Here is a 13,431-nt window from a genome sequence, read left to right on the forward strand (position 1 = left end):
ATGGCCCACTACGTCCTGCGCCGCCTCGCCCAGAGCGCCCTCACCGTCTTCCTCACCGTCTCGGCCGTGTTCGTGCTGATCCGGCTGGCGCCCGGCGACCCCGCCACCGCCTTCGCCGGGCCGCTGGCCACCACCGAGGACCTGGCCCGGGTCCGCGAGCAGCTGGGGCTGGCCGAGCCGCTGCCCGCGCAGTACCTCGCCTTCGTCCGCGACCTGTTCACCGGCGACCTCGGCACCTCCTACTCCTTCCAGGCGCCCGCCTTCGACGTGGTCATGGGGCGGCTGCCCTACACCACCACCCTGGCGACCTCGGCGATCTTGGTGACCGCGCTGATCGCGGTGCCGCTCGGCGTGTGGATGGCGCGGCACGCCGGCACCCGGCGCGAACTGGGCGCCGATGTGGCGGGCGTGGCCGCGCAGTCGATGCCGGAGTTCTGGAGCGGCGTCATGCTGCTCACCGTCTTCGCGGTGCTGCTGCCGGTGCTGCCCGCCTCCGGCTTCACCACCTGGGCCGGCATCGTGCTGCCCACCGCAACGGTGGCGCTGCTCCAGGTCGCGCTGATCTCGCGGCTGGTGCGCCGGGAGATGGCGGTCCACCTCGCCGCCCCCTACCTGACGGCCGCCCGCTCGCGCGGCGTCTCCGAATCCGCGCTGACCTGGCGCTACGCCATGGCCAACTCCGCGGTCCCGGTGCTCACCGCGCTCGGCACCCGCTTCGCGGCGATGCTGAACGGGGTCGTCGTGGTCGAGGTGGTCTTCGCCTGGCCGGGCGTCGGCTCGCTGGTGGTGCGCGCCCTGGAGACCCGCGACTACCCGCTGATCCAGGCGACCGTCCTGGTCACCGCCGCCCTGGCCATCCTCGTCCAACTCCTCGTCGACCTCGCCTACCCGCTGTTCGATCCGCGGGTCCGAGTCGGGAAGGCGGTCCGCCGATGACCACGCGTTCCGCGCCCGCCCCAGCGGCCGGCGCCCCCGCCCCGGACGGCCCGCCGCAGCGGCCCAGCCGGGTCACCGCCCGCGACCTCGCCCGCGCCGGGGCCACCCGGCGGCGGCGCAGCGCCACGGCCCGGCTGTGGGCGGGCGCCGTCTGCGCGCTGCTGGTCATCGTGCCGGTCGCCCTGGCCGACCTGCTGCCGATCCCCGGCGCCAACGAGCAGCACCTCGACCAGCGCCGGCTGGCGCCGCTGGTCGACGGGCACCTGTTCGGCACCGACCAGCTCGGCCGCGACCTGCTGGCCCGGGTGCTGCACGGCGGGCAGGTGTCGCTGACCATCGGCCTGCTGGCCGTCGTCGTCTCCGGCATCATCGGCATCCTCGCCGGGGCGGCGGCCGGCTACTTCGGCGGCTGGGTGGACGCGCTGGTGTCCCGGCTGCTGGAGGCCCAGATGTCGCTGCCGCTGCTGATGATGCTGCTGCTCGTCGTCGCCCTGTTCGGGCCGTCCGTACCGGTCATCACCTTCGTGATCGCCATCGCCCAGTGGCCCGAGGTGGCCCGGCTCACCCGCTCGCTGGTCCTGGTCGAACGGGAGAAACCCTATGTGGACGCCGCCCGGGTGCTCGGCCTGCGCCGACTGGGCGTACTGGTCCGGCACGTGCTGCCCAACGTGGCCCAGCGCGCCACCCTGGTGGTCCTGCTGCTGCTCGCCCAGGCCGTGCTGCTGGAGAGCGCGCTCAGCTACCTGGGCGCGGGCCCGGAGCGCCCGGCCGCCACCTGGGGGCGCATCATCGCCGACGGCCAGGACTACATCACCACCTCGTGGTGGCTGGTCACCCTGCCGGGGCTGTGCATCGTGCTGCTGGTGGTCGGGGTGAACCTGCTCGGCGACGGGCTGCGCGACCGCACCCGGCGCCGCCGCCCCGCCCGGAAGGAGGCGGTCGCGTGAGCGCCGCGCCGCGAACCACCGCCGCCGGACCGGACGGGACTGCCGCCGGCGCCCCGCTGCTACGGGTGCGCGACCTGCAGATCGAGCTGATCACCGACGCCGGGGTGGTCCGCGCCGTCGACGGCGTCTCCTTCGACGTCCACCCCGGCGAGACCGTCACCATCATCGGCGAGTCCGGCTCCGGCAAGTCGACCACCGCCATGGGCGTGCTGCGGCTGCTCCCCGACGAGCTCGCCGTGGTCTCCGGCGAGGTCGCCGTGCAGGGCCGCGACGTGGTCGCCGACCCGCGCGCCGCCGCCGCGCTGCGCGGCCGGGCCGTGTCGCTCATCCCCCAGGACCCGATGACCGCGCTCAGCCCGGTGCACAGCGTCGGCCGCCAGCTGCTGGAGGTGGTGCGGCTGCGCCGCCCCGGCCTGGACCGGGCGGCGGCGCGCGCCCGCGCCGTCGAACTGCTGGACCGGGTGCGCATCCCCGAGCCCGGGCGCCGTCTGCGCGCCTACCCGCACCAGCTGTCCGGCGGGATGCTGCAGCGGGTGCTGATCGCGATGGCGCTGGCCGGGGAGCCCGCGCTGCTGGTCGCCGACGAGCCCACCAGCGCCCTGGACGTCACCGTCCAGGCGGGCATCCTCGATCTGCTGCTCGAACTCCAGGAGAGTACCGGCGTCGGCATCCTGATGATCACCCACGACCTCGGCGTGGCCCGGCTGGTGTCCGACCGGGTGCACGTCATGCGCAACGGCCGCTTCGTGGAGAGCGGCGAGGTCGAGCAGATCGTCGGCGCCCCCGCCGAGGAGTACACCCGCTCGCTGCTGCGCTCGGTGCCCGCCCTGGGCGGCTGGGACGGCGCGGCCGGCCGGGACGAGCCCGCGCGACCGGACGGAGACCCGTCATGAGCGACACCCCCGTACTGGCGGCCGAGGACCTGGTGGTGGAGTTCCCGGTGCCCGGCGGCGTGTTCCGCGCCGTCGACGGCGTCGGCTTCGCGGTCGGCCGGGGCCGCACCCTGGCCGTCGTCGGCGAGTCCGGCTGCGGGAAGTCCACCCTGGCCCGCGCGCTGGTGCGGCTGCTCACCCCGGTGTCGGGGCGCATCCTGCTGGACGGCCAGGACATCGCGCGGCTGCCCGAGCGGCGGCTGCGGCCGCTGCGGCCGAAGATCCAGATGGTCTTCCAGGACCCCTACGGCTCGCTCGACCCGCGCATGACGGCGGCCGAGATCGTCGCCGAGCCGCTGCGGATGCGCGGCCTCGCCTCCCGGGAGCGGCGCGCCGCCGAGGCGGCCGAGCTGATCGACCGGGTCGGGCTGCCGTCCAGCGCGCTGGAGCGGCGCCCGCCGGAGTTCTCCGGCGGCCAGCGCCAGCGCATCGGCATCGCCCGCGCGCTGGCCAGCCGGCCCGAGGTGCTGGTGTGCGACGAGGTGACCAGCGCGCTGGACGTGTCCGTCCAGGCCCAGATGATCGAGCTGCTCCGCGAGATCCAGCGGGAGACCGGGATCGCCTACCTGTTCATCTCGCACAACCTCGGCGTGGTCCGCGAGATCAGCGACGAGGTGATGGTGATGCGCGGCGGCCGGACCGTCGAGAGCGGCCCGACCGCCCGGGTGCTCACCGCGCCCGGGCACCCCTACACGCGCGCCCTGCGGGGCGCGGCCCTGGACCCGTCCGCCATGCGGGGGCGCAAGCCGCGGGCGGTGCTCGCCGCCGCGCTGGCCCCCGCCGAAGAAGGAGCCGCCCGATGACCGACGGCGCGACAGCCGCCCGCCCGATCCGCCTGCCGGGGACCGCCACCCCGCTGTCGCCGGTGGTGCTGGGCACCATGACCTTCGGCGACACCGTCGACGCGGCCGGCGCGGCGCGGATGCTCGACACCGCGCTGGACGCCGGGGTGACCGGCGTCGACACCGCCAACGGCTACGCGGGCGGCGCCAGCGAGGAGATCCTGCGCGGGCTGCTGCCCGGCCGCCGCGACCGGATCGTGCTGGCCACCAAGGCGGGCATCCCGCACCCCGACGCCGGCGAGCACTCCCCGCTGTCGGCCAAGGGGCTGCGGGCGAGCCTGGAGGGCAGCCTGCGCCGGCTCGGCACCGAGCGGGTCGACCTGTTCTACCTGCACCAGCCCGACCGCGCCGCCCCACTGGCCGAGACCCTGGGCACCGTCGCCGAACTGGTCGCCGAGGGCAGGATCGGGGCGCTGGGCGTCTCCAACTACGCCGCCTGGCAGATCGGCGAGCTGAACCGGGCCGCCGACGAGGCCGGCGCGCCCCGCCCCGTCGTCGCCCAGCAGCTCTACAACCTGCTGGCGCGCCGCATCGAGGCCGAGTACGTCGAGTTCGCCGAGGCCACCGGGCTGGTGACCATGGTCTACAACCCGCTCGGCGGCGGCCTGCTCACCGGGCGGCACCGCTTCGGCGAGACCCCCGCCACCGGCCGCTTCGGCGACTCCCGGGTGGCGGGCATGTACCGGGAGCGGTACTGGAGCCCGGCGCTGTTCGACGCGGTCGCCGCGCTGGCCGCGGTCGCCGACGGCGCCGGGATGCCGCTCACCGAGCTGGCGCTGCGCTGGCTGCTGGCCAAGCCCGCCGTCGGCGCCCTGCTGCTCGGCGGCTCCAGGACCGAGCACCTCACCGCCAACCTCGCCGCGGTCGCGGCCGGACCGCTGCCCGCGGAGCTGGTCGCCGCCTGCGACGAGGTGGGCGCTGCGCTCAACGGGCCGATGCCCGCCTACAACCGGTGACCGGCACCCGCCCGGCCCACCCCCGCCCCACCCACCGAACCGAAGGAGCTGTGCACCGTATGACCGCGGCCGAGTTCGCCCGCAGGATCCGCAACCGCGAGAAGGCCATCGGCTACTGGGCGCTGCTGGACGCGCCGGTCGCCGTCGAGCGCCTCGCCCGGCTGGGCTACGACTACATCGCGCTGGACGCCCAGCACGGCCTCTTCGGCTACTCCGGGATGCTCAACAACCTGCTCGCCATCGACGCGGGCGGCGCCTCCGTCGGCCTGGTGCGGGTCGAGAGCAATGACGCCGCCCCCATCGGCCGCGCCCTGGACGCCGGCGCGGGCGGCGTGATCGTGCCGCTCATCGACACCGCCGAGGACGCCGCGGCCGCCGTCGCCGCCACCCGCTACCCGCCGCACGGCATCCGCTCCTACGGGCCGATGCGCTCCATGCTGCGGGTGGGCCCCAAGCCCGCCGAGGCCGACGCCGCCACCCTGGTGCTGGCGATGATCGAGACCCGGCGCGGCCTGGAGAACGTGGAGGCGATCTGCGCCACGCCCGGCCTGGACGGCATCTACCTCGGCCCCTCGGACCTGCGGCTGGCCGTCGGCGGCGCCACCTCCACCGACCCGGCCGTGGACGAGGTCTTCGACGCCGCCGTGCTGCGGGTCCGCAAGGCCGCCGAGGCGGCCGGGATCGCGGCCGGTATCCACACCCCGGCCGGCGAGGTGGCCGCCCGGCGGCTGGCCGAGGGCTTCACCTTCGCCACCGTCGCCTCCGACCTGGTGCACCTGGACCAGGCGGCCGCCGCGCACCTGGACGCGGCCCGCGGCGGTGCCGCGTGAGCGGCGGCGCCCCGGCCCCCGCCCTCCCCACCGACGGGCGGCTGCGCCCGGTGCCCGGCGATCCCGGCCGCCGCGACGCCTTCCTGCCGGCGCCCACCGTCCAGGCGCACGCCGCCAACCTGGCCGTGCTGCCCGGCGGCGACCTGGGCTGCGTGTGGTTCGGCGGCACCCAGGAGGGCGTCGCCGACATCTCCGTCTGGTTCTCCCGGCTGGCGCCGGGCGGCGAGGGCTGGTCGGAGCCGGTGCGGCTGTCGGACGACGGCACCCGCTCCGAGCAGAACCCGCTGCTGTTCGCCGCACCCGACGGCACGCTGCGGCTGCTCTACACCGCCCAGCACGCCGGCGACCAGGACACCGCCGAGGTGCGCGAGCGGGTGTCGGGCGACGGCGGCCAAAGCTGGGGGCCGGTGCGCACGCTGGTCCCGGCGTCGGGGTCGGGCGGGGTGTTCGTCCGGCAGCCCGTGGTGGTGCTCGCCCCCGAACGCTGGCTGCTGCCGGTCTTCCACTGCGTGCGGCCCCCCGCCGGCCGCTGGGTCGGCGACCTCGACACCAGCGGGGTGCTGGTCTCCGACGACCAGGGCGCGAGCTGGACGCACCATCCGGTGCCCGGCAGCACCGGGTGCGTGCACATGAACATCGTGCCGCTGGACGACGGCACCCTGCTCGCGCTCTTCCGCAGCCGGCGGGCCGACGCCGTCCACGCCGCCCGCTCCGACGACGGCGGGCGCAGCTGGACGCGGCCCGAGCCCACCGAGCTGCCCAACAACAACTCCTCCATCCAGGCCGTCCGGCTGCGCGACGGGCGGGTGGCGCTGGTGTACAACGCGAGCAGCAGGGCCGACGCCACCGAGCGCCGCGTCTCGCTCTACGACGAGATCGACGGGGACGGACTGGCCGCCGCGTCCGCCCCCGCCCCGGCCGGCGGGCCGCCCGCCGCCGGCGCCGCCTTCTGGGGCGCCCCCCGGGCGCCGCTCACCCTCGCGATCTCCGCGGACGGCGGGCGCAGCTGGCCGCTGCGGCGGAACCTGGAGACCGGCAACGGCTACTGCATGACCAACAACTCCCGCGACGGGCTCAACCGGGAGCTGTCCTACCCCTCCGTCGTGCAGACCTCCGACGGCCTGCTGCAGATCGCCTTCACCTACCACCGGCGCGCCATCAAGCACGTCCAGGTCTCCCCCGAGTGGGCGGCCGCGGACCCGTCGGAGCGGCGGCCCCCGGCGTGAGCACCCTGATCACCACCCCGACCTTCGGCCGCTTCTCCGACGAGCCGTGGCGGGTGCTGGAGCGGGCCGGCGCCGCCCCGGTGCGCCCCTGCGCCGACCGCGCGCTGCCCGCCGCCGAGCTGCTGGCGCGGATGCCGGAGACCGACGCGCTGATCGTCGGCCTCGACCCGATCACCGCCGAGGTGATGGCGGCCGGGCCCCGGCTGCGCGTCATCGCCAAGCACGGAGTGGGCGTGGACAACATCGACCTGGCGGCCGCGCGGGAGCGCGGCGTCCGGGTGGTCTACGCCCCCGGCGGCAACTCCCGCGCCGTCGCCGAGCTGACCTTCGGGCTGATCCTGGACGCCACCCGGCAGATCACCCGCACCCACACCGAGGTACTGGCCGGCGTGTGGCCCAAGCACTTCGGCCCCGAGCTGCACGGGCGCACCCTCGGCATCGTCGGCTTCGGCCGGATCGGCCGGCTGCTGGCCGGCTACGCGCGGGCCTTCGGCATGGACGTCATCGCGCACGACCCCTTCCTCGCGCCCGGCGCCTTCGCCGGGGAGGGCGTGCGCCCGGTGGACCTCGGCACCCTGCTGGCCGGCGCCGACATCGTCAGCCTGCACCTGCCGGCCGAGCCCGGCGCGCCGCCGCTGCTCGACCGCGACCGCCTGGCCTCGATGCGGCCGGGCGCCTGCCTGGTCAACGCGGCGCGCGGCGGCCTGGTCGACGAGGCTGCCCTCGCCGACCTCCTGGCCTCCGGCCACCTCGGCGCGGCGGCGCTGGACGCCTTCGCGGTGGAGCCGCTGGGCGACAGCCCGCTGCGGGCCGCGCCCAACGTGGTGCTGACCTCCCACATCGCCGCCTGCGGCCACGCGGCCAACCAGGCGATGGGCCTGATGGTCGCCGAGGACGTCGTGCGCGTGCTCGGCGGCGAGGAGCCCAGGCACGCCGCCGTCTGACCGCCCGCCCCACCGACCAGCCCCGGACCGGCCGTGCCCGGCCGGCGCGAGGAGGAAGAGCAGCCGATGAGGATCGAGCGCGTCCGGATCGACCGGGCCAAGTTCGAGATGAAGGACTTCACCAAGCACCCGACCGGCTTCTCGCTGGTGTACGAGCCGGGCAGCCGCAAGCCGGTCAGCGCCTACGCGGTGCGGGTCTACACCGACGAGGGCGTGGTCGGCGAGTACGTCGGCGGCAACTCCGTCGCCGCCGCCCAGCTGAACATGTTCGGCGACTACCTCATCGGCAAGGACCCCTTCCAGCGCGAACTGCTCTACAACGACATCAAGCGGCAGCTGCGCAAGTTCGACAAGATGGGCATGGGCCTCATCGACATCCCGCTGTGGGACCTGGCCGGGCGTGCCTTCAACGTCCCGGTGCGCACCCTGCTCGGCGGCTGGAAGACCCGGCTGCCCGCCTACGCCTCCACCGCCGCGGGCGACCGCTCCGGCGGGCTGGACAGCCCCGAGGCCTACGCCGACTTCGCGGTGCGGTGCAAGGAGATCGGCTACCGCGCCTACAAGCTGCACGTGTGGGACGACTACACCGTGCCCGAGGTCGTCCGCACCATCGCCGCGGTGCGCGAGGCCGTCGGCCCGGACATGGACCTGATGCTCGACCCCGGCTCCAAGCTGGAGACCTTCGCGCACGCCGTCCAGATCGGCCGCGCCTGCGACGAGGCGGGCTACCTGTGGCTGGAGGACCCCTACAAGGACACCGGGATCTCCATCGAGGGCCACCGGCGGCTGCGCCGGCTGATCCGCACCCCGCTGCTGCAGACCGAGCACGTGCGCGGCCTGGAGGCGCACGTCGACTTCATCGCCGGGGGCGGCACCGACTTCGTCCGCGCCGACGCCGAGTACGACGGCGGCATCACCGGCGCCCTCAAGATCGCCCACGCGGCCGAGGGCTTCGGCCTGGACGTGGAGCTGCATACTCCGGGCCCGGCCCAGCGCCAGCTGATGGCCTCCATCCGCAACACCAACTACTACGAGATGTCCTTCGTGCACCCCAAGTCCACCGAGATCGGCCGCAGCCGGCTCGTCTACGCCGACGACTACCGCGACGGCCTCACCGCCGTCGACGCCGACGGCTGCGTCCCCGTCCCCGAGGGCCCCGGCCTGGGCGTCGCCTACGACTGGGACGCCATCGGGGCCCACACCGTGGAGACCCGCGAGTTCGGCTGAGCCCGGCCCGCCGCGGCCGTCCCCGCCCCCCGTGGGACGGGCGCGCAGCCCCTCCGAAGGCCTCCGCACTCCGCCGACCCGGCCGGGCCCGCCACCCCAGGGCCGCCGGCCGGCCTCCGCGCCGCACCCCCGAGGCGCGGACCGGCGGACGCGTCCGCCCCGCCCGGCGTCCCGGCGCGGCCCCGCTCCCACCCGACCCCGCTCCGACCGCGAAGGAAGCCCACCGATGTCCAACGAGACCGCGGCGGCCCAGGCCGCCGCCCCCGACACCCCCGACCCGTACAAGCTGCGGCCCGAGGACGTCCGCGAGGCGCCGACCACCTTCGCCGGCCGGCTGCGCTACCTGGGACCCGGCCTGATCCTCTCGGCCGCCGTGGTCGGCTCGGGCGAGCTGATCGTCACCACCTCGCTGGGCGCCCGGGCCGGCTTCGTGCTGCTGTGGCTGGTCATCATCAGCACCGCGGTCAAGGTCTGGGTGCAGATGGAGCTGGCCTGCTGGACCATCCTCACCGGCAAGACGGCCCTCCAGGGCTACAGCCAGGTCGGCCCGCGCATCGGTCGGGTCGGCTGGATCAACTGGCTGTGGATCGGGATGGACTTCGCCAAGATGCTGCAGCGCGGCGGCATCATCGGCGGCACCGCCGCCGCCCTGTCCATCCTGTGGCCGATCTACGGCGAGGCGCTGAGCTTCCCGTCGCTGCTGGTGTGGACGGTTATCGTCACGGTGACCACCATCGCGCTGCTGCAGAGCAGCAAGTACACCATCGTGGAGCGCGCCGCCGCCGTCTCGGTCGGGATCTTCACCCTCTCCACCGTCGGCCTCGCCCTCGGCCTGCCGCTGACGGAGTTCGGCTACGGCTGGGACGAACTCGGCACCGGCCTGAGCTTCGCCATCCCCGCCGGGACCATCGGCATCGCCGTGGCGATGTTCGGCATGACGGGCGTGGGCGCCGACGAGATGACGACCTACACCTACTGGTGCCTGGAGAAGGGCTACGGCCGCTGGACCGGCCCCGACGACGGCACCGAGGCCCGCGCCCGCCGCGCCGAGGGCTGGCTGCGGGTGATGCGCCTGGACGTGCTGGTCTCCTGGCTGGTCTGCACGCTGTGCACCCTGGCCTTCTACGTCATCGGCGCCTCGGTGCTGCACCCCCAGGGCCTCGTCCCCGAGGGCAACGACATGATCACCACCCTCGCCCGGATGTACACCGACACCATGGGCCCCTGGGCGCAGTACCTGTTCCTGATCGGGGCCATCGCCGTGCTGTGGTCCACCAACATCGGCTCCACCGCGAGCGTCCCCAGGCTGTGGACGAACACCCTCGGCCTGCTCGGTGTCATCGACTGGAACGACGTCGCCGTCCGCCGCCGCACCATCCGCATCCTCACCTGCTGCTTCCCGCCGCTGTGGGCCTCCTTCTACCTCTTCATCCAGTCCCCGGTGGTCATGGTCCAGATCGGCGGCATCGCCACCGGCATCTTCCTCATCGCCGTCGTGATCGCCGTCTGGAAGCTCCGCACCACCGAGGTCGCCCCGCGCTACCGCGCCAACCCCTGGCTCACCGCCGCCCTCGCCCTCAGCAGCGCGGCCATCGCCGTCCTCGGCGTCTACAGCACCCTGGAGGTCTTCGGCATCGGCTTCGGGGAGTGACCTGACCGGTGTCGTGCGGCGCCCGCTCAGCCGGGCGGGCGCCGCACCGCCGCCGCCGGCGCCGTTCCGGCGGTGCCGAGCACCCGCACCGCGATCAGCGCGATGTCGTCCCTGTTCTGCTCAGTGGCGACCCGCTCCACGAGCCGGTCGCAGAAGTCGCCGAGGGGGCGGCGGGCCAGCGTGGCGGCGGTGGCGCGCAGCCGGTCCAGCCCTTCGTCCAGGGACCGGCCGGGGACCTCGACGAGGCCGTCGGTGTAGAACAGCACGACGCTCATCGGCGCCAGCGGGGTGACCGTGTCCACGCGCTGCAAAGGGACGCCGGTGCCGAGCAGGGCGTCCTGCTCACCGTCCAGGAACCGGGTCTGGCCGTCCCAGCCCACCACCAGCGGAGGGGGGTGGCCGGCGTTGGACCAGCGCAGCCGGCGCGGCCCGTCCGGCTCGCCCTCCACCCGGGCGAACACCAGGGTCACCATGGGGACGCGGCTGATGTTCAGCAGGGCCTGGTCCAGGCGGCCGATGATCATGCTCGGCGGCTCCTCATGGTCCCAGGCGAAGGCGCGCAGCAGCGTGCGCACCTCGGCCATGTGCGCCGCGGCCTGCAGGTCGTGCCCGACCACGTCACCGATGACCAGCGTGGTCGCCCCGTCGGGGAGCATGAAGGTGTCGTACCAGTCGCCGCCGACCTCGGCGGTGTGCGCCGCGGGCCGGTACAGCGCGCCCATCTCCAGGCCGGGGACCTCGGGCATCGGCGGCAGCAGGTAGCGCTGCATGGTCTCGGCCACCCGCCGCTGCCGCTCGTACAGGCGGGCGTGCTCCATCGCGTGGCCCGCCCGGCGGGCGATGTCCTCGACCAGCGCGAGCTCCGTGGTGGTGAAGTCCGGCCGCGGGCCGCCGCGGCCCAGGGTCAGCGCGCCGAACACCCCTTCCAGCGGACCGCGCAGCGACGCGGCGACCGCCGTGCGCAAGCCCGCCCGGGTGAACAGCTCACGCTGCGCGACCGCCAGGCCGGTGTCCGGCGGCACCGTGTAGTCCTCCGCGCGGATCCGCGTCGCCGGGGCGCCGCGCAGCACGCGCGACAGCGGCATCGCCGACGCCGCCGGGACCGGGGGCAGCGGCCCCTCGAACTCCGGCATCCTGGTGTGGACGCCGTCGCGGCACCGGACCACCGCCACGCGCTCCAGCTCGTCGTCCTCCCTGATCAGGTCGATGACCGCCCAGTCGGCCAGGCGGGGGGTCACCAGCCGCACCAGCCGCCGCAGCGCCTCAGCCACCTCCAGGGTGGAGGTCAGCACCTCGGTGACCTCGGTCAGCAGCGACAGGTCCGCGGCGATGTCCGCCCGCCCCTCCGCGGCGTCCTCCGCGGGTCGCTCCTCCGCGCCCGCGTCGCGCCGGTCGAAGATCACCGCCGCCGCGGCGGTGCCGTCGGGCCCCTCGTACGGCGTGACGATCCAGACGACGGGCAGCACGGTGCCGTCGCCGCGTGCGAACCACTTGCTGCCGCCCTGCGCCACTGCGCTGGTGAGCAGGGCCGCCATCACCTGGCACCGCGCCCGCGGCAGCGTACGCCCCCGCGCGTCCCGGTGCAGCAGCTCGTGGGCGTCCCGGCCGACGCACTCCGCCGCCGAGCGCCCCAGCAGCTCCTCGGCCCGCGGATTGACCGCGACGATCCGCTCCTGCTCGTCGGTCGTGTACACCGCCGCGTTCAATCCCGCCATGACCTTGTGCGCCAGCTCCGGATCGGCCCGAGCACCCGCCGGGACATGGCCGTCCTCCCCAAGGCCCGCCATGGCCGCCCCCTTTCTCCGGTCCCGCAGCTACCCACCCGCCGCCGCTTCGACCGGCCGACCGCCCCGCCCCGGCGCCACCCGCCCGAGACGGGCGCGTCACCGCGCGATCTGGAGCCGCACCGGCTCGCCCAGGACCCTGCGGGCCCCGTCGAAGTCGGCGAGCCGGGCCGCCACCGTGGCCGCGGCCAGGCGCTCCGGCAGGACCGCGGCGAACTTCAGGCCGTGGACCGCCCGGGGGTCGACGTCGGGGAGGACGAGGGGGCCGTCCGCCGCGACGGCCTGGCGGGCGGCGGCCCAGGAGGCGGCGGTGAGGTCCGGGCGCAGGCGGACGGCCAGGTCGGTGGGGCGCTGGACGGGGTCGGCCACCGCGGACAGACTCGCGGTGAGCGTGGCATTGGCGCGGAAGCCGGCCCAGGTCCACCAGCGGACGTCCTCGCCCTCGCGGGTCACCAGGGTGCCGCCCGGGTGCGCGGTCGGGGCGCCGCGCTCCGCGCGGAGGGCGGCCAGCGCGGTCCCGGCGCGGTGCGTGAGCCGCACCGGGGGATCGGCGCCCAGCAGCGCCTCCCGCATCGCCCGGGTCAGCTCGAACGACAGCCCCGCGGCGCCGGCGCCGGTCCACCTGGCCACCCCGCCGCCCTCGGCCGGTTCGACGAAGGCCCGGCGCCGGGTCCAGTCGACGTAGGTCACCCGCCAGCTGCGGCCGCCGAGCAGCAGCAGCCGCGGACCCTCCCGCTCCTCGGTCAGCACGGAGGTGTCGGTCCGGCTCGCCGGTGCCGATAGGGAATCGCGGCGGACGCCTAAGTCTTACGCGTTCGAACGCGTACGCACAAGACGCAATCAGGTGTCGGAAGCGTGCGGGACCAATGCGGTCACGCCTTGTGGAACGCCGGCTGATTACGGTAACGGGACCAGGCTCATTACCGGTCCGCTGCCCGACCCGACCGTCCTGAACAGCGGCGATCGCGAGATCGGAACGCCTCGCCCAGGTCGTACTTCCGTTTCGCCGCGCGGCCGCCGTCCCGTCCGTCAATCGATCATTCTCTCCACCTAATGCCTTCCGTGTCGAATTGAGCAGCCCTTGCGGATAAGAAATGATCATGCTTTCGGGTCGCGGTGTGATTCGGTGGATTTCGAATCCATGTTCGATCGCCAA

General features: G+C 74.9%; 12 protein-coding genes. 10 read left to right on the forward strand and 2 right to left on the reverse strand.

Annotated features, from left to right (window positions below; translation table 11 throughout):
- The 10 genes from CLV72_RS11505 to CLV72_RS11550 all read left to right on the forward strand — a co-directional run bounded on the left by CLV72_RS11505 (window position 1) and on the right by CLV72_RS11550 (window position 10,491).
- Window positions 1-936 carry an ABC transporter permease gene (locus CLV72_RS11505; protein ID WP_106244493.1) on the forward strand — a complete coding sequence of 312 codons (936 nt, stop codon included), beginning with the start codon at window positions 1-3 and terminating at the stop codon, window positions 934-936.
- On the forward strand, window positions 933-1,883 hold the full coding sequence (locus CLV72_RS33610) for an ABC transporter permease (RefSeq protein WP_106244495.1): 951 nt from the start codon (window positions 933-935) through the stop codon (window positions 1,881-1,883). The genes CLV72_RS11505 and CLV72_RS33610 overlap by 4 nt, the downstream gene beginning before the upstream one ends.
- The gene (locus CLV72_RS33200; protein WP_106244498.1) at window positions 1,880-2,776 is read left to right on the forward strand and encodes an ABC transporter ATP-binding protein; all 897 of its coding nucleotides are present in this window, start codon (window positions 1,880-1,882) and stop codon (window positions 2,774-2,776) included. Before CLV72_RS33610 ends, CLV72_RS33200 begins: the two co-directional genes overlap by 4 nt.
- A complete protein-coding gene (locus CLV72_RS33205) occupies window positions 2,773-3,618 on the forward strand; it encodes an ATP-binding cassette domain-containing protein (protein WP_106244500.1) in 846 nt (281 codons plus the stop codon). Before CLV72_RS33200 ends, CLV72_RS33205 begins: the two co-directional genes overlap by 4 nt.
- The gene (locus tag CLV72_RS11525; RefSeq protein ID WP_106244502.1) at window positions 3,615-4,613 is read left to right on the forward strand and encodes an aldo/keto reductase; all 999 of its coding nucleotides are present in this window, start codon (window positions 3,615-3,617) and stop codon (window positions 4,611-4,613) included. Before CLV72_RS33205 ends, CLV72_RS11525 begins: the two co-directional genes overlap by 4 nt.
- Window positions 4,614-4,672: 59 nt before the next feature.
- Window positions 4,673-5,443, forward strand: a complete 771-nt coding sequence (locus tag CLV72_RS11530) for an HpcH/HpaI aldolase family protein (RefSeq protein WP_106244505.1) — start codon at window positions 4,673-4,675, stop codon at window positions 5,441-5,443.
- On the forward strand, window positions 5,440-6,669 hold the full coding sequence (locus CLV72_RS11535) for a sialidase family protein (protein WP_106244507.1): 1,230 nt from the start codon (window positions 5,440-5,442) through the stop codon (window positions 6,667-6,669). The genes CLV72_RS11530 and CLV72_RS11535 overlap by 4 nt, the downstream gene beginning before the upstream one ends.
- Window positions 6,666-7,613 (forward strand): phosphoglycerate dehydrogenase, encoded by a 948-nt coding sequence (locus CLV72_RS11540; RefSeq protein WP_106245446.1) that lies wholly within the window; start codon window positions 6,666-6,668, stop codon window positions 7,611-7,613. Before CLV72_RS11535 ends, CLV72_RS11540 begins: the two co-directional genes overlap by 4 nt.
- A 66-nt stretch (window positions 7,614-7,679) precedes the next feature.
- Window positions 7,680-8,840: an enolase C-terminal domain-like protein gene (locus tag CLV72_RS11545; protein ID WP_106244509.1), complete on the forward strand. Its 1,161-nt coding sequence runs from the start codon at window positions 7,680-7,682 to the stop codon at window positions 8,838-8,840.
- A 226-nt stretch (window positions 8,841-9,066) separates the two neighbouring features.
- Window positions 9,067-10,491: an Nramp family divalent metal transporter gene (locus CLV72_RS11550; RefSeq protein WP_106244512.1), complete on the forward strand. Its 1,425-nt coding sequence runs from the start codon at window positions 9,067-9,069 to the stop codon at window positions 10,489-10,491.
- Between the two features lie 26 nt (window positions 10,492-10,517).
- On the opposite strand, the gene CLV72_RS11555 is transcribed toward CLV72_RS11550, so the two are convergent.
- Both CLV72_RS11555 and CLV72_RS11560 read right to left on the reverse strand, forming a co-directional pair.
- Complete coding sequence (locus tag CLV72_RS11555) at window positions 10,518-12,278, reverse strand: SpoIIE family protein phosphatase (protein ID WP_106244514.1); 1,761 nt, start codon at window positions 12,276-12,278, stop codon at window positions 10,518-10,520.
- A gap of 96 nt (window positions 12,279-12,374) precedes the next feature.
- Complete coding sequence (locus CLV72_RS11560) at window positions 12,375-13,025, reverse strand: hypothetical protein (RefSeq protein WP_211302820.1); 651 nt, start codon at window positions 13,023-13,025, stop codon at window positions 12,375-12,377.
- Between the last annotated feature and the right edge of the window lie 406 nt (window positions 13,026-13,431).

The organism is Allonocardiopsis opalescens, from assembly GCF_003002095.1.
In the GTDB taxonomy this organism is placed as follows: domain Bacteria; phylum Actinomycetota; class Actinomycetes; order Streptosporangiales; family Streptosporangiaceae; genus Allonocardiopsis; species Allonocardiopsis opalescens.